An 18,721-nucleotide genomic window follows, 5' to 3' on the forward strand; every position below is an offset into this window, starting at 1 on the left:
TCCAAAGATGTTGCGTTTTATAATCCTCTTTGTCGCTCTGGCACCAAGCGTAAGTGGCTGCACAAGCACTACGCCAGTTGATGTCGAACCATCGGCACCAATGCTTGTCCGAGAGGAGACCACCGTCCTGACGTTGCAAAGCCTGCGCGCTTCCGAACGGCAGCGTTTGCGTGTTTTCCTAGACAAGGCCAGTCGCGGCCGGTTCGATGCCATCCACCTCCTCATCAGCGGTTCGCCCCAGCTCAGCGCAGGGGTAGCCCATCAGGCCAGGCAGTTGGCAATCGAAGAAGACAACATTCAATTGCGCGATCAACACGACGCCGGCTCAGTGCGAATTGAGGCGATTGTCTATCACGCCCGTCCGCCGGTCTGTCCCTCATATGGTGCCTTACCCAATGAAGAATCCTTCAAACAGCCGCTTGGTTGTTCGACAGGACATAACCTGGCCGTGATGGTCAACGATCCGCGCGATCTGCTCGACAATCAGGCCGTCAAGGCCGGCGATGGCGATCGTGCTTCTGTACCAGTTGCAACTTACAGAACATTCGGGACGGATAAAGGTGGCTGATACCGCCCTTATCTCGGCAGCACTCCTACCGGAGATTGAAAGCTTCCAATCGCGTCCTGATCTAAAATAAAAGGAACCGCTGGATGCAATATAGGCGCTATATCGAGGGCCTTAGGGCCGTTGCTGTACTTCCGGTCGTACTCTTTCATTTCGGAATTTCGGCGATCCCGGGTGGCTTTAGCGGGGTCGATATCTTCTTCGTCATCTCCGGCTACCTAACCAGCGGAAGCCTCCTGGATGACCTTGAACGCGGCCAATTTTCCATCGTCAACTTCTACTGGCGCCGTGCCCGGCGCATTCTGCCGGCGCTCGTCTTTGTGATGCTTCTCACCTGCATTGCAGCATTGTTCATTCTTCTGCCACCGGATCTGCGCGGATTCAGTCTTAGCATCATAGCTACCTCGACCTTCTGGTCGAACGTTTTCTTCTGGAAAACGTCAAGTTACTTCTCTATCGATGCCGCGCTTCTACCACTGTTGCACACTTGGCCGCTTTCCGTAGCGGAGCAGTACTACATCTTCGCACCAATCCTGATGTTCCTAATCTATCGCTACATCGGGAAGCGCTGGCTGACGACACTTCTTCCGATAATTCTCTGCAGCTTCGTAGTGGCGGTGATGGCGACATCGCTGGCACCCACCGCCGGATTCTATCTGCTGCCGACCCGAATCTGGGAACTCATGTTGGGCGCCCTGCTCATGCTCAAATGCCCCTCGCCGCCGGGCAACCGATTCCTGATGGAGTCGGTGGGGGTGGCCGGATTTGGCCTTCTCGCCATCGGGTTCTTCGCGATTTCGGCGAGTGATCCGTTCCCAGGCTACAACGCCTTGTATCCATGCATCGGAACGGCCCTTCTGATCTATGTTGGCCAAAATACCCCCTCGACGGTCGCCACCCGCATGCTCGAAGTCCGGCCGCTGGTCTGGATTGGGCTCATCTCGTATTCGTTGTATCTTGTTCACTGGCCTCTCAATGCGTTCGCGCACTATCTTTCGTTCCAAAAACTCGATCCGTTGATGACCGGTGCGATGTTGGTGGCAAGCCTCGCATTGGCTGCATTCTCCTGGAAGTTTGTAGAGCAGCCGTTTCGACAGAAGAGGGCCTTCACCTCCCCGGGGCCTATCTTCGCCTTTTCAGCGCTCGCGATCGTTGTCCTTTGTGCCGGCGGAGCGGCGGGGGCGCTCGGCAATGGCTTTCCGCAACGGTTTCCGGACTATGTCCAGCGGCGCATTTCCGTCGGGGACTGGAGGAATGGCATCTGTTTCAACGAGGGCACCAGCCGGATCGAAAGCTGGAATATGGAGGATTGCACGCGCACCAGCGGTTTTCCAACAACGGTTTTTTTGTGGGGCGACTCCTTCGCCGCGCACTATGTTTCCGGCTTGGGTGCTAACATAAATCGATTGCAGGCGAACATCGTTGAATATACGTACGCCAGCTGCGCGCCGATACTCTATTACTACCCTTACGATCGTCTTGATTGTGTCCGGTTCAATCGCAAGGCCTTGGACGTCATCTTGGAAGCGGACATCAAGACGGTTATCCTCAGCGGTAGATGGAGTGACTATGAGGTCAGAGGTTTCGACGGTCTTCAGCAAACAATCGCTACGCTTCGTGCCCTGGGCGTGCGCGTGTTTGTCATCGGCCAGTCTCCGCAGTTCCCAACTGACGTCCGGAAAATTGCGTTCTTCGCCAAGCGCCAAAATCTGGACGATACGTCCTGGCCGATCGCGATGGACCCCGACATCAACGAACGTGTGCGCTCATTTACCAAAGGCGCCACATTCATCGATCCGCTGAAATTCCTGTGCAGCGCAGGACGCTGCGCCTATTCCGATAGAGGAGAGTTTTTATATTTCGACTATGGTCATTTCTCTTCAGCCGGCGCCACACTGGCAATCTCGAAATACTGGCCGGCTTTTGGCAAGGACAATGCTCTTCCTAAGACGAAGTAGCGGCTCAGCGGCTGACAAGCACCAGTACGGGTCCCAGTGATAGCTCCTGCTTCCGCAGCAGCCGCGACGATGGAGCTGTTCAGGTTTAAGGCCCCCCGATAGTGACCTAGGATGGGTGCTGCCACGCGGCTCGGACTCAGCGTGCATTATCACGTAAATGTTGAGAGAATGAATGGCGCCGCGAAGGGCAATTCCAGCCGTCCAAAGCGACAGGCGTGTCGCGGCCTCGACATTGCAGTGGCGCTTACCTAACACGGCCTCACACTGCCCTCTAAGCGGCCCCGAATTTGAACTGACGGCCCCTGGCCGGTTCATCGGGCAGGTCAAGGGCTAGGTGTAGTACACAGGGCTCATAACTTTCAGTTTCTAGTTGGTACGATGGGCCGTGGACGGTCGATGCAGACTTCAAGATGGCGAACGAAGCTCTCCATGCGTGCGTTGTCGAGGCAAGTGCCTTTGCCATGCTCGCGACTGGAGAGATTTCAAAATGAGCCTTGTAAGCGGAGAATGCCGCCGACGCTGTTCGGCTTGCTCGTGCCCTTGACGGCGGTAGGCTCGGCAGGGCCGAGGCCAGAGTTGCCGTAGTGGTCGTAATCGACCTCGGCTGTGACCGTGAAGCCGGGAACGACCATGTAGGCGACGTTTGCAGCCACACCAGCATCCTTGAGCTGATCACCCGAGACCTGAAGGTTGAACGAAGTTTTCTCGTCAAACTCGTAGGTGGCGCCCGCCCAGAAAGCCCACTGGCCGTTCCAGATTTTGTACGAGCCGCGCCCATGATTGGCAATTGCGCCGTTTGAGTCCTCGTTGAGACTGGCATTGGAACCGTAGCCGAAGAGTCCAAACAGCGACAGCTGGTTTGTGACAGCGACGTCGACGCGGATCTTGCCGGCAAAAGCTTCGTAATTGCTGTCATAAGCCGCGACGCCGGTGATCGAGCCCCAGCCTTGCGTGTATTTCAAGCCGGCGACAACGTGCGGAATATAGCTGTCGATAGTACCGGCTGAGCCCGATCCTTGTTCGAGCGAAATCACAGTCGAAATGCCGTTGCCGGCGTCGAAGTGGTACTGAGCCACGTTGGTGTCGAAGCCGGCCGACGGAACGAGCATACTATCGAGAACGTCGCCAGCGTAGCTTACAAACGTATCGAAGGCCGACCCCTCCTTGCCAACTCGCAGGCCTCCCAGCTCGACCCAGGCAGAAGCCAGTGCGAGGCCGCTGTTGAAATCATAGTTCTGAGGACTGTCATGCGAGTTAGCGCTGTTGCCAAAATTCACGTGGGTTTCGGTATAGGTCGTCAACGCGCCGAGCTCGGTCTGCTGGCCGGTCCAAGTTTTGAACGTGAAGCGTGTGCTGTTTCGCCAAGTGCCTTGGTCCTCGCCAGTTCTCACGTCCGAGGTTCTTGCGCTGTCATACGATCGGACGTCACCCAGGCCGATATCGTAACGGACATAGCCGCCGATGCGCAGGCAGGTCTCGGTGTTGGGAATATAGGAATATCCCGAGCCGAGGACGTCGCAGATCTTGATGTACTCGGCCGGTTCCCGCTCGGCGCCAGCTGCTCGACCGACGGAAACGGTCATCAGAGCAGTTAAGCCGAGAAGAGGACTCTTGATGTACATGTCTAGATCTCCATGAAGGAATAAAAAGGATAGAGGCGAAAGAGCAAGCTTTTCCTCTAAATTTTGTGCGTGTTGTCTCCAATATGTGGACGCCAAAGCGCTTGACACGAGAGGTGAGCCAGCGTAAAAGCCACATGTACTTATAATAGTGTTTTCTGTTAGGAGATTCATTATCGTTTACATGTGAAACACTCCGGTCGGACCGCTGCAGCTCTCCGAAATAGAGCAGCAAGCGACATGCCAACCTGAAGCGTAAATGCGGCCGACACCAAAATCGGGCCGACGCGCCTTCGTCTCGCTGGAATCACTTTTTTTGAGGGTCACTGCGAAAAGCAATGTGCGACACGGTTCGCCATGTTCGATATGTGACAGTCTCGTTTAACAGCGACGGCTTCCCGTCTGACCGCAACGGAGGCCGCGCCATGCGCTACCGAGAAGGATCACTGCGCGTACGCTCCGCAAGGGCTGCGCCAGGAACAGAGGGCGTGCGCGTCCGAGGCGTCGCATGGTGGCCGCAGCACCTTTTCGCCGCTGTAAGTTCGCCGTGCAGGTACATTGCGCGGCCGGAAGCGAGAGGGAGCGCACCCTGAAACGGCTGCCTACGGCTCGCCTCGAGTAATTGGCGATGAACAGCATTCTCGAGAACTTAGTCTCGACGGAAAGAGCAACGAAAGGAAGCCGCTTGGACGAGCACGATCCGAAGGAAGAACCGATCGAGACCATTTTCCGCAACGGCACAATCACTGCCGTGGGTATCCTGCTTGCCTTTTCGCTCGGCTTCCTCACTCATTGGGCCGCGAACCCCTTGCCATGGCAACTCTACGATCTGTTCGCCGTAGTGCCGATCCTGCTCGGCATCGCACTGCAGATGAGAGCGCTGTCCATGCTGCTCGACATGAGTTCCTTGCGGCGCCCCATCTACGAACGCGCCAATCGCATTTTCATGGTCGGCCTCATCCAGACCGCGTGTGGCGTCGGCATGGCCATCTTGGTCGATCTTTTCGGGATATCGGTAGGGGGCACGCTGCCCGGCGCTTGACGACAAGCCACACCGCCGCTCTTCGCTCGAAGCGACGTCAAGCCGGGGAACCTTGTGCACCCCCTAGCGGCGTCCTCCTTTCATCAAATGAGCCGACGTCAGCTTTAGAGCGTCTCGGTGGCTAAAGCCGGTATGGTTTTTCGGCCGGCAGGGAAGGCCGCTGGCTGGACCTGGATGGCGTCTGAACGAGGCTTGACAGGTCCGTTGCGTCGGACATGAATTTCGCATTGCAAAGTTCTTCCGCAGACGCCTCAAGCACACTGCACTGGCGTCACGTACTACTCAGACGTTGAATGCGGCACCGCACCATCACCTCAGGCGCAACCATGGCACGCGCGCTCCCCGGCGTGGTTGACCCCATCCTGTCCAAACGAGACTGCGACATAAGCGGGACGCACTGACTTAGGTCAGAGACCAGGACGAGCGCGCAACGAAAGAATGATGGATCAGCGACGTGGGATGACAGCTCCTTGCACACCTCAATCCTGACAAAGTACCGGGACCCCCGGCCGCCTTGGTATACCATCTATCCGACTGTGCCAGACTTCTCTGCGGCAGTTGGTGCTGACGATTATGAGGAATGGCTGGGGGGCCTCCCGGCCGACGAATCGGTGTCGCTCTATTTCCACATTCCGTTTTGCCGATCCATGTGCTGGTATTGCGGCTTCCCTACCGCGGTCATCCGTCGCAACGGCCCGATCCTTAATTATTTAGCGGTGCTGCGTCAGGAGATCAGTTTGGTGTCGGAGCAAGTGCGGCAAGGGCTGCCGGTGAGCGATGTGCATTTCGGCGCGGAACGCCTCACCTTATCGGGCCAGCCGAGCACTTGGCGCTGATGGAATTTCTACGCCGCCACTTCGCTTTCAGCAAAACTGCTGCGATCACCGTGGAGATCGATCCCCGAACGTTCACACCGGAAATGGCCGAAGCCTTGGCAGCTAACGGTGTCAACCGCGCGAGCATCGGCGTGCAGAGCTTTGATCCCGATGTGCAAAGGCGATCAATCGGATCCAGAGTAAGGTGCAGACGGCCGCTGCAGTCCAAAATCTCCGCCGGCATGGCGTTGGCCATATCAACTTCGACCTCATCTTCGGTCTACCGAAACAGACTGTGCAGTCCTGCATCCAGACCGCGATGGCTGCGGTCGCCATGCGCCCCAACCGGCTTGCGGTGTTCGGATACGCGCATATTCCTTCCGTGATAAAGAACCAGCGCCTATCGAGCAGGCAGGTCTACCGGACGGCGATCTTCGCGCCGAACAGGCTGCAGCTGTCGCCGAGACACTGGTTGGCGCTGGCTACCGGGAGATCGGGCTCGATCATTTCGCTCCGCCGGACGACGAACTCGCGCTAGCGCAGAAGACCGGGCGCGCCTACGGCGTAATTCGCTGGGATACTCGGCCGATACTTGCAAAACGTGATCGGCTTAGGCGCGTCGGCTATTGGCCGAGTCCGCGAGGGGTATGTTCAGAACGAAGTAACACGGGATTCTTACGCCCGGCACATCGCAAGTGGACGTCTGGCGACATCAAAGGGTCACCGTCTGACCGACGATGACCGGGTGCGCGCAGCGATCATCGAGCGACTGATGTGCGATTTGGAGGCCGACGTGCCGACCATCTGTGCCGCCCACGAAATCGAACCAGCTCGTTTTCTCGATTCAGTTGAGAGTTTGGTGACGCTGGCTGAGGAGGGGATCCTGGACGTCGAAAACGGCTTCATCCGCGTGCGGCCGGAGCACCGCTTTGTTGTTCGCGCCGTTGCTGCTGCATTCGATGCTTTTCTCGCGAATCGATGAGTTGAGGCCACGACGCCGAAAGGCATCAAACCTTGTTTGGCGCTCGTCGGCATGGGCTCTCGCAGAAGACTCCGCAAGCGTATGCAGGGGACTTCCACTTGACGCCGCGTTCACCATCATCTCGCCTGGGTGCGCGCGAAAGCGCACAACCCGGAGCACGCTGCTCTCGGTGTGAGGCTGTGCTCTGCAAAGCACCGGTGATCCACCCTGTCCCTGGACAGCAGCTTGATGGCGTCATCTTGGAGGACGAGAAAAGATTGTCGAGGTACGGGTACGAATTGCCTCGGTCGTCCGTTCAATCGAAAGCACTGTCTGCGGAGGCACCTCTCCTTCATGCAGTGACAGGAGATGCTGGGCGACTTCCTTATCTGCTGCGGTGAGTCGATGATTTAGGCGGAGAAAGTCCATCCAGGTGGGGGTGCGGAATGTCTCCGTCCAAAGTGACGGTGTTTGCAGATTTCGCTGGAGCGTCCAGTTTCGTGCACCGGCACGGCTCTGGACGTGTCGCCGCGTGCGCATGGAGCCCAGAAAGGCCTCGATATTTTCCTCCGATATCAAATACTCGACCTTGGCCACGATAGGGCCACTTCTGGGTTTCAGATCGAGAGCCACGTCCGGCGGATGAAAAACTGAACTTTCTTGATCGGTTTCTTCCCAGGGACGGACCGGCAACACGATCCCCGCTGCTGCAACCAGCAACAGAGCGCCTGCGGCGCCCTCCAATGCTAAGGTCAAGGAATAGTTTTGCGCGACAGAACCCCAGATCCAGCTGCCAGCAGCCATACCGCCTGCGCTCAAGGCGTAGTAAATGGAGAGCGTGCGGCCTACAACCCACCTTGGGCTTGCCAACTGCACCGACACGTCAATGCCCGTCCAGGTGATAAGCCAACCCGCTCCGCCGAGCGCCAGCGAAATGGCCGCCACAGGAATCGACGATGTAAGGGCAAGGGAGAGGCAACAGACTGCACAAGCCACAGAGGCGAAGGCCACCAGCCTGTTTTGAGACGTGACCTTCCTCAAGAAGCCGTTGCCCATGCCCGCGATGAAAGCACCCATGCCGAAGCCGGCCAATAAGATACCGTAGACAATTGGCCCACTCTTCAACTGATCCCGGACGACGAGGGGGAGCAACGCCAGAATGGAGATGCTTGCCAATCCGAAAAGAGCGGCTCGGGCGGTCGCTGCCCTGATCTCCAAAGACATCGCAGTAAAGCGCACTCCGTCATGAATTGCCGTCGTCATTCTCTCACGAGGGAGAGGCGAAGAGCGGACCTCCCATTTGGTGCGCCATATCGCGCTTATGGGCGCCAGATCACTCACCGCAGCCAAGGCGAAAGCGGCCAGCGGCCCAAAGACGGCCAGGATCACGCCCCCCAAGGCCGGACCAACGCTGCGCACAATGTTGTATCCGACGGACATAAGCGTCACTGCGGCCGGAATGTCGCGTTTGTGAAGGATATCGCCGACCGAAGCGTGCCAAGCCGGATCATTCAAGGCAAAGCCGCAGCCGGCCAGGAAACCTAACCCGAGAATCAGCCAAGGACTGACAAATCCCAGACCCACAGAAATCATCAGCGTCGTCGACGCCGATGCTATCAGGCAGTGTCCCGCAAACATCACCCACCGGCGGCTGAAGTTGTCGGCAATGGCTCCGGCGAAAACTGAGAGGAAGAACACCGGCAATGTGGATGCGGCCTGGACGAGTGCCACCATGAGGTCGGACGCTGAAATCGTTGCCATAAGCCAACTGATGGCGACCGTTTGCACTAGCCAACCGAGGCTGGAAATCTGGGTGGCCGCCCAAATTGAGCGAAACACCTTGTTTCGAAATGGGGCGAGCGTCTTTGAAACGGGCGGTTGAGGATTTTCGCTCTGCATGAGGTATTGCTGGCCTTCGATGAGCGCTGCGATTTGAGCAAGCGGGTCGATACTTAGACATCGCGGAGCACCGCACGGAACCCAGCTCTATGGAGCTTGCCGGCGACTATTTACGTATTGAGCCATTCTCATAGTCTCATTCATGAGCAGTCCTGTGCGCAAGCATTGCTTTGCTAAATTCCCACCACAAGCGCGCCGCCGCTGAGACCCGCACCCGCTGCCGCCAAGAGGACTTTCTCGCCAGGCCGAAACGGCTGCGCCCGATGGGCCAGCGACAATGAGAGCGGGATCGTCGCGGCGGAAGAGTTGCCATATTCGGCGATCGTCTTGACGATCGAGTGATCAGCGATGCCGAGGTTCCTGCCGACCGCGTCGAAAATGCGCGCATTGGCCTGATGCGGCACGAAACGATCGAGGTCTTGCGGCCTCAGTCGGGCAGCAGTGAGCGCATCTCTCGAGCAGGCGGTCATCATCTCCACGGCCTTGCTGAATACTTCACGGCCGTCAGTGATCGTCATCCGTGTCTGCGCGAGGTCGAGGTCGGCATGGAACGGAGTGTTGCTTCCCCCGGCGGGAATCTGGATTAGCCCGTAGCGCGAGCCGTCGGAATCCACCGAAGCGCCGAGAATGCCTCGATCCGGGTCATCGCAAGGACTGATCACCATGGCGCCGGCGGCATCGGCAAACAGCACGGCGCTGGCGCGCTCGGCCAAATTGATGCGGTGGCTGAGGATGTTGGCGGCGATGACAAGGCTCGCTTTGCCGTGCAGGCGGGTGAACCCGTCGGCGAACATCAGCGCATAGATGAAGCCGGCGCAGGCGCCGGTCAGGTCGATCGCTCCGGCGCGGCCTAGCCCCAGCCGATGTGCGACCAGCGGCGCGCTTGGCGGCAGAAGGTGATCGGGCGTCGACGTGGCGAGCAAGAGTAGACCGACGTCGCCGCGGTCGATACCGGCATTGGTCAGCGCCATGTCGCCGGCAGAGGCGGCAAGGCCCGACAGCGTGTCTTCGTCTGTTGCCCAGAAGCGCGAGCGAATTCCGGTGCGCCGCTCGATCCAGCCGGGCTCAAGCCCGAGCCGGTCTTCGATTTCCGGGTTCTCGACCTTGCGCGCCGGCGCATGATGGCCGAAGCCGAGAACGCGCGACGATAGGTTCATGGCCGCGAGCCGAAGCGTTCGCCGGCCTCCTCTATCGCGTCATAGAGCCCGCCCAATTCGTCGCTGGTGATGCAATAGGGCGGTAGAAGATAGAGGACATTGCCGAGCGGGCGCACAAGTAGCCCCCGCTCAAGGAAAAAAGCGCGCAGTTTTGGCCCGATCTCGGCCAGATAACCGGCTGAGCCGGTGCGTAGGTCGAGTGCCGCGATGGTGCCGGTTGTCCGGCAGTCGGTGAAATATGGATTGACCCGGAAGCGTTGCAGCCCGGCGGCCTGCCTCGCGCTCAAGACCGCGATCCGCTCGGCCACCGGCTCGTCACGCCAGATCTCGACATTGGCAAGTGCTGCCGCGCAGGCGATCGGATTGGCGGTGTAGGAGCTCGAATGGAAAAACGTCTTCTTGCGATCCTCCGAAAAGTGAGCGTGGAAGATGGCATCGGTGGCGATCGTGGCGGCCAGCGGGATGGTACCACCGGTCAGACCTTTCGAGGTGCACAAGATGTCGGGCGAGACGGACGCCTGTTCGCAGGCAAACATGGTTCCGGTGCGCCCCCAGCCGGTCATCACTTCATCGGCGATCAGCAGCGTGCCGGAGGCTTCGGCGATCCTCTTCAATTCGGCAAGAACCCAGGCCGGATACATCAGCATGCCGCCGGCGCCAAGCACCAGCGGCTCGACGATCAGCGCGGCTGCGCGCCGGTCGCGGCTAACGGCCTCGAACCGATCCAGCGTTTCCTGCTCGCGCCCGGCGGCCGGGAAGGGGATGGCGTCGACCTCGAACAGCAAAGGATCATAGGCGGCGTTGAAGACGCCGCGGGCGCCGACGCTCATCGCCCCGATCGTGTCGCCATGATAGCTGTGCTCCATGACGGCGATGCGCGAACGCGGCGCGCCGATGTTGCGGAAATAGCCGAGCGCCATCTTCAGCGCGACTTCGACTGAGGTGGAGCCACTGTCGGAATAGAACACCCGGTCGAGGCCGGCGGGTGCGATGCCGATAAGCGCCTCGGCCAGCCGTTCGGCCGGCTCGTGGGTGAAGCCCGCGAAGATGATCTGGTCGAGGCTCGACGCGGTCGTCTCGATGGCCTTCATGATGCGGGGGTGGCGATGGCCATGGGTGACGACCCACCAGGAAGAAATCGCATCGAGGATGCGGAAGCCGTCGGCCTTGTGGAGATAGGCGCCTTCAGTCAGCACGATTTCAGGGACCGAGGGCTCTAGCGCGTGCTGCGTGAACGGATGCCAGACTCGAGACTCCGCCATCAGTCGCCTCCGGCAATCATGGCCAGGTCGAAGCCGGAAATCATTGCATCTCTCAACGTTTCACCCGTCAGCGGACCGAGGTGCGGCAGCCTGCCCAGCTGCGGCACGCCGCCGAATTCCACGATTGTCCTTTGTGTATCGGCCACCTCTTCGCCAATGAAGGCAATGCCGATGAGCGGGATGGAGCGGGCTCTCAGGGCCTCGATCGACAACAGCGTATGATTGATGGTGCCAAGCGCGGTGCGGGCGCACAGTATGACCGGCAGCCGCCATTGTTCGAATATGTCAATGAACCTTGTCTGTCGATTGAGCGGCACCATCAGCCCGCCGGCGCCTTCGATGACGAGCGGTGTCGGCAGGACCGGAAATGAAAGATCGTCGGCCTCGATCGCGACGCCGTCGATTTCGGCTGATCGATGCGGCGACAGCGGCATCGTCAGTCGATAGACTTCGGGCAGCACGCGTCCGTCGGGCAAGCCGGAAAGCCGGGCGACGACCTCGCTGTCGGTCTCCTCGTTGAGGCCCGATTGCACCGGCTTCCAGTAGAAGCCGTCGAGCAGCCCGGCAAGTCCGGCCGAAAACACTGTCTTGCCAATTCCAGTGTCTGTTCCGGTGACGACGATGCGTTTGGTCATGCTGTGGCCAACACTCCGACGAGAGCCTCGACCATGGCGGAAATGTCGGCTTCGTCGACGTTGAGAGTCAGCGAAATGCGCAGGCGCGACGTACCCTCAGGCACTGTCGGCGGGCGAATGCCGCGTATGTCGAAGCCGCGTGCCTGCAGTCCTGCCGCCACCGCCATGGTGCGGCTGTTATCGCCGATCACAAGCGGCTGGATCTGCGAACCGCTGGGCATCACGCCGCAGCGTTCGGCCAATTGCCGGCTCGCGAAAGCGACACGCTCGTGCAACTGAGCACGACGCATAGGCTCGTCAGACAGAATAGTCAGCGCCTCACGTGCCGCGACTGCCATCAGCGGCGATGGTGCGGTCGCATAGATGAATGGCCGGCACCGGTTGATAAGATAGTCGCACAGTGTTCGCGGTCCGGTAACGAGCGCGCCGGATGCGCCAAGCGCCTTGCCGCATGTGTGGAGCGTGACGATGTTGTCGCGGCCTTCATACGCGGCGGCCAGTCCCCGGCCGTCCGGTCCCCAGACGCCGGTGGCATGCGCTTCATCGACGACGATGAATGCCTGGTACCGATCAGCCAGCGCGACCAGGCTCTCCATCGGCGCACGGTCGCCATCCATGCTGTAAAGGCTTTCGAAGGCGATCCACACCCGCCCCATGCCGCCTTCGGCGCGCCAGCGGGTGATTGCGTCCTCGACAGCGTCGACGTCGTTGTGCGCGGCCAGCTTGAACTCAGCGCGCCCGGCCTGGGCACCCTCATGCATGCTGGCATGAGCGAGCTCGTCGAGGACCAGCAGGTCGCCTTTCTGCGGCAGGGCCGTCAGCAGAGCGAAGTTGGCGATATAGCCGCTGCCGAAGAACAGTGCACGCTCGGCTCCGAAAAATGCCGCTGCGTCCGCCTCCAGTTGCTCATGTTCCGGTGCATTGCCGCGCAACAGCCGCGATCCGGTGGCGCCCACTGGCGTGCCCCGCGCAATCGCCGTCGAAACCGCATCGCCCAGTCTTTTGGAGGCGGCAAGTCCGATATAGTCGTTCGACGAGAAGTCGAGCCCGGCGCGCGGTGCGAGCGTCCGCAACCGGTCCTTGCGCCCCAGTCCCCGCAAGGTTGCGTCATAGCGGGCAAGAATTGCCTCCTTCATTGCGTGGCGAGTTCCATAGGCTCAATGCCGAGGCGCCGGAACAGAAGGGTATCCTTGTCCTCGCCGGGATTTCCCGCCGTCAGCAGCGTGTCGCCGACAAAGATCGAATTGGCCCCGGCAAAGAAGCACAGCGCCTGCGTTTCGTCGCTCATCGCCGTCCTGCCGGCGGACAGCCTTACATAGGATTTCGGCATCATCACCCGCGCGAGCGCAACGATGCGGACGAAATCGATCGGATCGATGGCGTCGGCCGCGGCAAGCGGCGTGCCTTCGATGGGAATAAGCATGTTGATCGGCACGCTTTCCGGCGGCTCGGGCAGGTTCGCGAGCGTGACCAGCATGTCGATGCGATCGGTCTTTTCTTCTCCCATCCCGACAATGCCGCCGCAGCAGACTTTCATCCCAACCGCGCGCACGTGCCCAAGCGTTTCCAGCCGGTCGGCAAAAGTCCTGGTTGAAATAACCTCGCCATAGTAGCGCTCAGAGGTATCGATGTTGTGGTTATAGTAGTCGAGACCGGCCTGCTTCAGGCGAGCAGCTTGCTCAAGATCGAGCATGCCGAGCGTCATGCAGGTCTCCATGCCGAGGGCCTTGACGCCCTCAATCATGGCGACCACAACCTCCATGTCGCGCTCCTTGGGACTTCGCCACGCCGCGCCCATGCAATAGCGCGTTGCGCCGCCATCACGCGCCATGGCCGCTTCGTCGATGACATGCTTGACGTCCACCAGCTTCGACGCCTTCACACCGGTTTCGTAATGCGCAGACTGGCTGCAATAGCCGCAATCTTCGGGGCACCCGCCGGTCTTGATGCTAAGGAGCCGCGACAGCTGCACTCGGTTTCGATCGAAGTTCTGGCGGTGGATCGTCTGAGCTAGGAACAGCAGATCGTTGAATGGCATGCCGTAGATGGCCTCGGCCTCTTTGCGGTTCCATCGCGGAGGCGTTCCATCGACCGATTGCATGGTCTGGTTCACGTCGAACTCCGAGTTCATTCCAATCGTCATCGTCAAACCTTTGTTTGCTAGTCCGGTACGCCTTCTTGGCTTTGGGGCGCACTCGCTAAAGGCGAGCTGCGGCACGTCTTTCCAGCACCTCCTACGCCTGCCGAGCTGATGTTGCTCCTCACGCCGTAATCCTCAGTTCAAGTGCTTGCAGATGTTCTGGTGGTCCGGCATGTCCAGGCCGATGTCGAGGATCGGGGCGCTGTGCGTCAGCCAACCCATGGAGATGAGATCGACACCGGTCGCCGCAATCGCCGCCGCCGTTTTCGGCATCACCCGACCGGACGCCTCGGTGATCGTACGGCCATCCACTATAGAAACCGCGCGGGCAAGATCCTCGACCGACATATTGTCGAGCAGCACCGCGTCAACACCAATCGCGAGCGCTGCATCGAGCTGCTTCAGCGTGTCGACCTCGACCTCGACCTTCACCATATGCCCTGCTGCGGCGCGCGCCCGCTCTATTGCTGTGCGGATATCGCCGGCGATCGCGATGTGGTTGTCCTTTATGAGCACGCCGTCATCGAGGCCGAACCGGTGATTGGCACCGCCGCCGACGCGCACGGCGTATTTCTCCAATGCCCGCAGCCCGGGCGTCGTCTTTCGCGTCGATACAATCCTCGCCTTGTGACCGCGCACGGCCTCAACCATGGCCGCTGTGGCAGTGGCAATGCCGCTCAGCCGGCATAAGAAATTGAGGGCCGTGCGTTCGGCCGTGAGCAGGCCTCGTGCGGGTCCGGACAATCTTGCAATGGTTTCCCCGGCCCCAACCTCGCTGCCATCAGGGCGCCAGATCTGGATGTTGATCGCCGGTTCCACGAGAAGGAAGGCATACGAGACCAGATCGAGCCCGGCAACGACGCCCGCCTGCCTCGCTTTGAGCACCAACGTGGCAGTGCAATCATACGGGATAACCGCATCGGTGGTCAGGTCGCCGGATCTGCCCAGGTCTTCGAGGAGCGCAACGCGCACAATCGGTTCGATCAGGGTCGCGGGGAGGGGGGAGAATGAAGTCATATCAAGTGCTCCGTATGGTAGCCCGGCAATCGAGTGCGGCCGCGGCCCGCATTGCGCTGTGCAGTGTCAGCCGTGATGGGCGCACGTTGGCATCGTGGAGCGGGAAATCGGACCGACAGTGCGCGCCTCGACTCTCTTCCCGCCTCAGGGCCGCCGCGGCGATCATCAGTGAGACCAAAGCCGGACCAGAGGCAGCGACACTATTGGCTGCGATCGGCAGCAGGGTCGCCACCGCTTCGCGCATTGCCTCGCCGTCGCGGATGATACCCAGGGCGGCGGAGACAATCGGGCGGACCACGGAAGCGTCTGGTCGTGGAGGGACGAATGTGGAGCATCTGCGCGGTCGCCGGGTATACGACGTGCCGGCAACGCTTTCGGCAACCCAGCTCGCGGTGACCGCCGCTTCGGTGAGCGAGTTGCTGGCCAGGCGGTTGGCGCCGTGCAGGCCGGTACAGGCCACCTCACCGCAGGCCCACAATCCCTCGATGGAGCTGCGGCCGGCGCTGTCTACGGCGACGCCGCCCATGTGATAATGTGCCGCCGGGCGCACCGGGATCAGGTCGGTCGCGGGGTCGATTCCTGCGCTCCGGCACAATTCGGCGATGCCTGGAAAACGCTTGCCAAATCTCGGGCCGAGACTTTGCCGTGCGTCCAGGAATACGCGGCGTCCAACGGCAAGCTGGTGCCAAATGGCGCGCGCTACGACGTCGCGAGGCGCAAGTTCACCGCCAGGTGTGTCGGCGAGGAAGCGCTCTCCTCGCTCATCGATGAGCACCGCGCCTTCGCCACGCACGGCTTCGCTCACCAGCGGCATCGGCCGGCGCGGACCGTCGAGCGCAGTTGGATGGAACTGTATGAATTCCAAGTCGGCGAGTTCCGCCCCCGCCCATGCGGCGAGCGCCAGCCCGTGACCCCATGAGCCAGCGGGGTTTGTCGTGTCGCAAAACAGCCCGCCGACGCCGCCGGTCGCCAGCACCGCGCGACGCGTGGGCAGAGCGAGCGCGCCGGCTCGTCCTGCTGCGACCACGGCGATGACCGACCCGTCCTGCACGACCAGCCGGCGGACCTCCACATTTTCGATAATGGTGATCGAGGCTGTACGCCGAACCGCGGCGACGAGCGCGCGCACCAACTCGCGACCGGTGGCGTCGCCGGCTGCATGCACAATTCGCCGTCGCGAGTGTGCCGCCTCGAGCCCAAGTCGCAACGCGCGGTCAGGGTGCTGGTCGAAGTCGACGCCGAACCTTTGGATCGTCCTAATCGCTTCGGGTGCAGCTCGTACCACTCGCCGCACCGTGGCCTCATCGCAGAGTCCGTCGCCGGCAGCTATCGTGTCGCAAAGGTGAAAATCTGGGCCGTCGTCGCCCCCGAGACTTGCCGCAAGACCGCCCTGGGCAAGTTCACTGCAGGCTCCGGTTCCAAGCGGCGCGTTGGTCAAAAGCACGACCGGTTCCGGCGCCAGATGAAGCGCCGTCATCAGGCCGGCAATGCCGCCGCCGATGACGACCGGCGCCCCGGCGATGTCGCGAACCTCCAGACTCATAGGGAAAGCATGCGCTCGACCGCGCGGCGGGCGGGGCCGGCAATTTCGGGATCAATCCGGACCTCATGCCGGTTCTGCTCGAGTGCGGCGCGAATGTTGGCCAGGTTGATGCGCTTCATGTGCGGGCACAGATTGCATGGGCGAACGAACTCGACGTCGGGATGCGCGACCGCGACGTTGTCGCTCATCGAACATTCGGTCAGAAGGACGACACGCGTCGGTTTCTCACGCTCGACATAATCCGACATCGCCGCGGTCGAGCCGGAGAACTCCGCCTCCGCGACAACGTCTGGTGGGCATTCTGGATGGGCCAGCACGATGACGCCTGGATGGGCATCGCGCAGTTCCCGGATGTCTGCTGCGGTGAAGCGCTCATGCACCTCGCAATGGCCTTTCCAGGCGATGATCTCGACGTCTGTATCGGCTGCCACGTTCCTCGCCAGATATTCGTCCGGGAGCATCAGCACACGCGCCACGCCAAGCGATTCCACCACCGCCTTGGCGTTGCCGGACGTGCAGCAGATGTCGGACTCCGCTTTTACGGCGGCGGAAGTGTTGACGTAAGTAACAACGGGGACCCCCGGATACCGCAGCCGCATTAGCCGCACGTCGTTTGCCGTGATCGATTCGGCCAGCGAGCAGCCGGCGCGGAGATCCGGGATGAGCACGGTCTTGTTCGGATTGAGCAGTTTTGCCGTCTCGGCCATGAAATGAACGCCGGCAACCACGATGATGTCGGCGTCGACCGTCACCGCCTTGTGGGCCAACGCCAGGCTGTCGCCGACGATGTCTGCCACGCAATGAAAAATTTCGGGCGTCTGGTAATTGTGCGCCAGCACCACCGCATTGCGCTCACGCTTCAGCGCTAAGATGGCTTCAATATCGCCGGCGAACGCGAGCCATTCAACGGGTGGGATCACCCGCCGGACACGCTCATACAGGGACGCAGCCATAGGTAACGCCCCAGTCATTGGCGCCTCGATTATATTCGGTTTGACAATAAGGGAATATATCTACCTTGACTATAAGTATGTCAAGCCCGCGCCAGCGGTAATTTTGTCCCGGCGATAGCCCTGTCGTCGAGGACGGCATGCCGGAAGCGATAAAGCTTCGCCGGTCGGCCGCCCGTGTCGAGGGAGGTCTCCCCGGTCTCCTCAACAAGTTCCTGCTGCTCGACCAATCTCCGGAAGTTCGGCTTGTTGATCAGCCTGCCAGCCAAAGCTTCCACGGTTCGCTGCAGTTGCAGCAGCGTGAAGGAAGGCCGCATAAGCTCGAACACGACCGGCCGGTATTTGATCTTCGAACGCAGCCGCGCGATCCCGGTTGCCAGAATACGACGGTGGTCAGCGACCATTGGTTTGCCAGCCGCGGCCGCAATCGCGTCCCTGCCGCCACCGGCCTCCTCAATCAGACCAGCTTCATAGAGCAACTCGTAGCGTTGGAGCGTGAGTTCCTCGTTCCAATGGCGGTCGTCGAAGCCGAAGGCTATCGCAGCGCGCTGCCGGCGCTCGCGTTGAGTGGTCGGCTCGCTGGCGCCGCCGGCCCACTCAATCAGGCGGGGCCGCAATCTATCGAGCAGCACAGGCGGCGTGCCGAAGCGGTGGTCCTCCCAGGGAAAATATTCGTACCAACTTTGCCAGCCGCACGCGGCCGAGTTCGTTGCCTGTTCCTTCCTGGTCAATGCGAGATAGCTGATTGAGATGACGCGCTGGTGGCGCTCAGTGCCGATGCGATCGCGATCGGCGAAGGTGTAGAGTTGCTCGATGTATCCAAGTGCATGGCCGGTCTGCTGCTCCACCCACCCCCTCAAACCCGACTGCAGTGATCGATGCTCAAGGGCAAAAGGTCCAGAAGGGAGGGTGTCCGCATGACCGACTGTGAGGACACAGGGCTCACTGTCGTTTACGGCGACCACGACGGCAGTCAGGTCCACTTTGGCTTCGTCAGCTTTGACGGCGGCTTTGCCTTTCTTGGTTCTTCTTGTCTGAGGATCCATGTTTGCGAAAGCGGGTTGGCCCAACGGAGCGCCTTAATCGATTGAATGTAACCTTGGAAGCCAGCACGTCAACACCAGAGTACTCAAGCGCTGTTTTTAGCTCTTCGCAGTC

At 60.5% G+C, this 18,721-nt stretch carries 14 protein-coding genes and 1 pseudogene; 4 read left to right on the plus strand and 11 right to left on the minus strand.

What is annotated here, in order from left to right; translation table 11 throughout:
- Positions 1-7: 7 nt before the first annotated feature.
- Both EN853_RS21435 and EN853_RS21440 read left to right on the plus strand, forming a co-directional pair.
- Entirely contained in the window at positions 8-568 is a 561-nt protein-coding gene (locus EN853_RS21435; RefSeq protein WP_063169261.1) for a CpaD family pilus assembly lipoprotein, read from the plus strand.
- Positions 569-651: 83 nt separating this feature from the next.
- Positions 652-2,523: an acyltransferase family protein gene (locus tag EN853_RS21440; RefSeq protein ID WP_127861423.1), complete on the plus strand. Its 1,872-nt coding sequence runs from the start codon at positions 652-654 to the stop codon at positions 2,521-2,523.
- A gap of 482 nt (positions 2,524-3,005) precedes the next feature.
- Here the strand turns inward: EN853_RS21440 and EN853_RS21445 are convergent, their stop codons facing one another.
- Positions 3,006-4,145, minus strand: coding sequence for a porin (locus tag EN853_RS21445; RefSeq protein WP_126063922.1), 1,140 nt, complete (start codon positions 4,143-4,145; stop codon positions 3,006-3,008).
- 682 nt (positions 4,146-4,827) lie between these two features.
- Between EN853_RS21445 and EN853_RS21450 the strand changes: the two genes are divergently transcribed.
- Positions 4,828-5,184, plus strand: coding sequence for a hypothetical protein (locus EN853_RS21450; protein ID WP_024505577.1), 357 nt, complete (start codon positions 4,828-4,830; stop codon positions 5,182-5,184).
- Positions 5,185-5,654: 470 nt separating this feature from the next.
- Positions 5,655-6,981 (plus strand): annotated as a pseudogene (gene hemN, locus EN853_RS21455) (oxygen-independent coproporphyrinogen III oxidase).
- Positions 6,982-7,215: 234 nt separating this feature from the next.
- Here the strand turns inward: hemN and EN853_RS21460 are convergent.
- From EN853_RS21460 to EN853_RS21505, 10 genes are all read right to left on the minus strand, one after another.
- Positions 7,216-8,859, minus strand: a complete 1,644-nt coding sequence (locus EN853_RS21460) for an MFS transporter (protein WP_126063923.1) — start codon at positions 8,857-8,859, stop codon at positions 7,216-7,218.
- Positions 8,860-9,032: 173 nt separating this feature from the next.
- Positions 9,033-10,016: a beta-ketoacyl-ACP synthase III gene (locus EN853_RS21465; RefSeq protein WP_126063924.1), complete on the minus strand. Its 984-nt coding sequence runs from the start codon at positions 10,014-10,016 to the stop codon at positions 9,033-9,035.
- Positions 10,013-11,278 carry an adenosylmethionine--8-amino-7-oxononanoate transaminase gene (locus EN853_RS21470; protein ID WP_126080683.1) on the minus strand — a complete coding sequence of 422 codons (1,266 nt, stop codon included), beginning with the start codon at positions 11,276-11,278 and terminating at the stop codon, positions 10,013-10,015. Before EN853_RS21470 ends, EN853_RS21465 begins: the two co-directional genes overlap by 4 nt.
- Positions 11,278-11,913: a dethiobiotin synthase gene (gene bioD, locus EN853_RS21475; protein WP_063169254.1), complete on the minus strand. Its 636-nt coding sequence runs from the start codon at positions 11,911-11,913 to the stop codon at positions 11,278-11,280. Before bioD ends, EN853_RS21470 begins: the two co-directional genes overlap by 1 nt.
- Positions 11,910-13,049 (minus strand): 8-amino-7-oxononanoate synthase, encoded by a 1,140-nt coding sequence (locus EN853_RS21480; protein WP_024505572.1) that lies wholly within the window; start codon positions 13,047-13,049, stop codon positions 11,910-11,912. The genes bioD and EN853_RS21480 overlap by 4 nt, the downstream gene beginning before the upstream one ends.
- Complete coding sequence (gene bioB / locus EN853_RS21485; protein WP_245454882.1) at positions 13,046-14,014, minus strand: biotin synthase BioB; 969 nt, start codon at positions 14,012-14,014, stop codon at positions 13,046-13,048. The genes EN853_RS21480 and bioB overlap by 4 nt, the downstream gene beginning before the upstream one ends.
- A 174-nt stretch (positions 14,015-14,188) precedes the next feature.
- Positions 14,189-15,070, minus strand: coding sequence for a carboxylating nicotinate-nucleotide diphosphorylase (gene nadC / locus EN853_RS21490; RefSeq protein ID WP_024505570.1), 882 nt, complete (start codon positions 15,068-15,070; stop codon positions 14,189-14,191).
- Between the two features lies 1 nt (position 15,071).
- Positions 15,072-16,613, minus strand: coding sequence for an L-aspartate oxidase (locus tag EN853_RS21495; RefSeq protein WP_024505569.1), 1,542 nt, complete (start codon positions 16,611-16,613; stop codon positions 15,072-15,074).
- Entirely contained in the window at positions 16,610-17,584 is a 975-nt protein-coding gene (nadA, locus tag EN853_RS21500; protein ID WP_126063925.1) for a quinolinate synthase NadA, read from the minus strand. Before nadA ends, EN853_RS21495 begins: the two co-directional genes overlap by 4 nt.
- Positions 17,585-17,646: 62 nt before the next feature.
- Positions 17,647-18,609: a hypothetical protein gene (locus EN853_RS21505; protein WP_126063926.1), complete on the minus strand. Its 963-nt coding sequence runs from the start codon at positions 18,607-18,609 to the stop codon at positions 17,647-17,649.
- Between the last annotated feature and the right edge of the window lie 112 nt (positions 18,610-18,721).

Origin of the sequence: Mesorhizobium sp. M1C.F.Ca.ET.210.01.1.1 (genome assembly GCF_004791585.1) — a bacterium.
Taxonomy (GTDB): Bacteria; Pseudomonadota; Alphaproteobacteria; order Rhizobiales; family Rhizobiaceae; genus Mesorhizobium.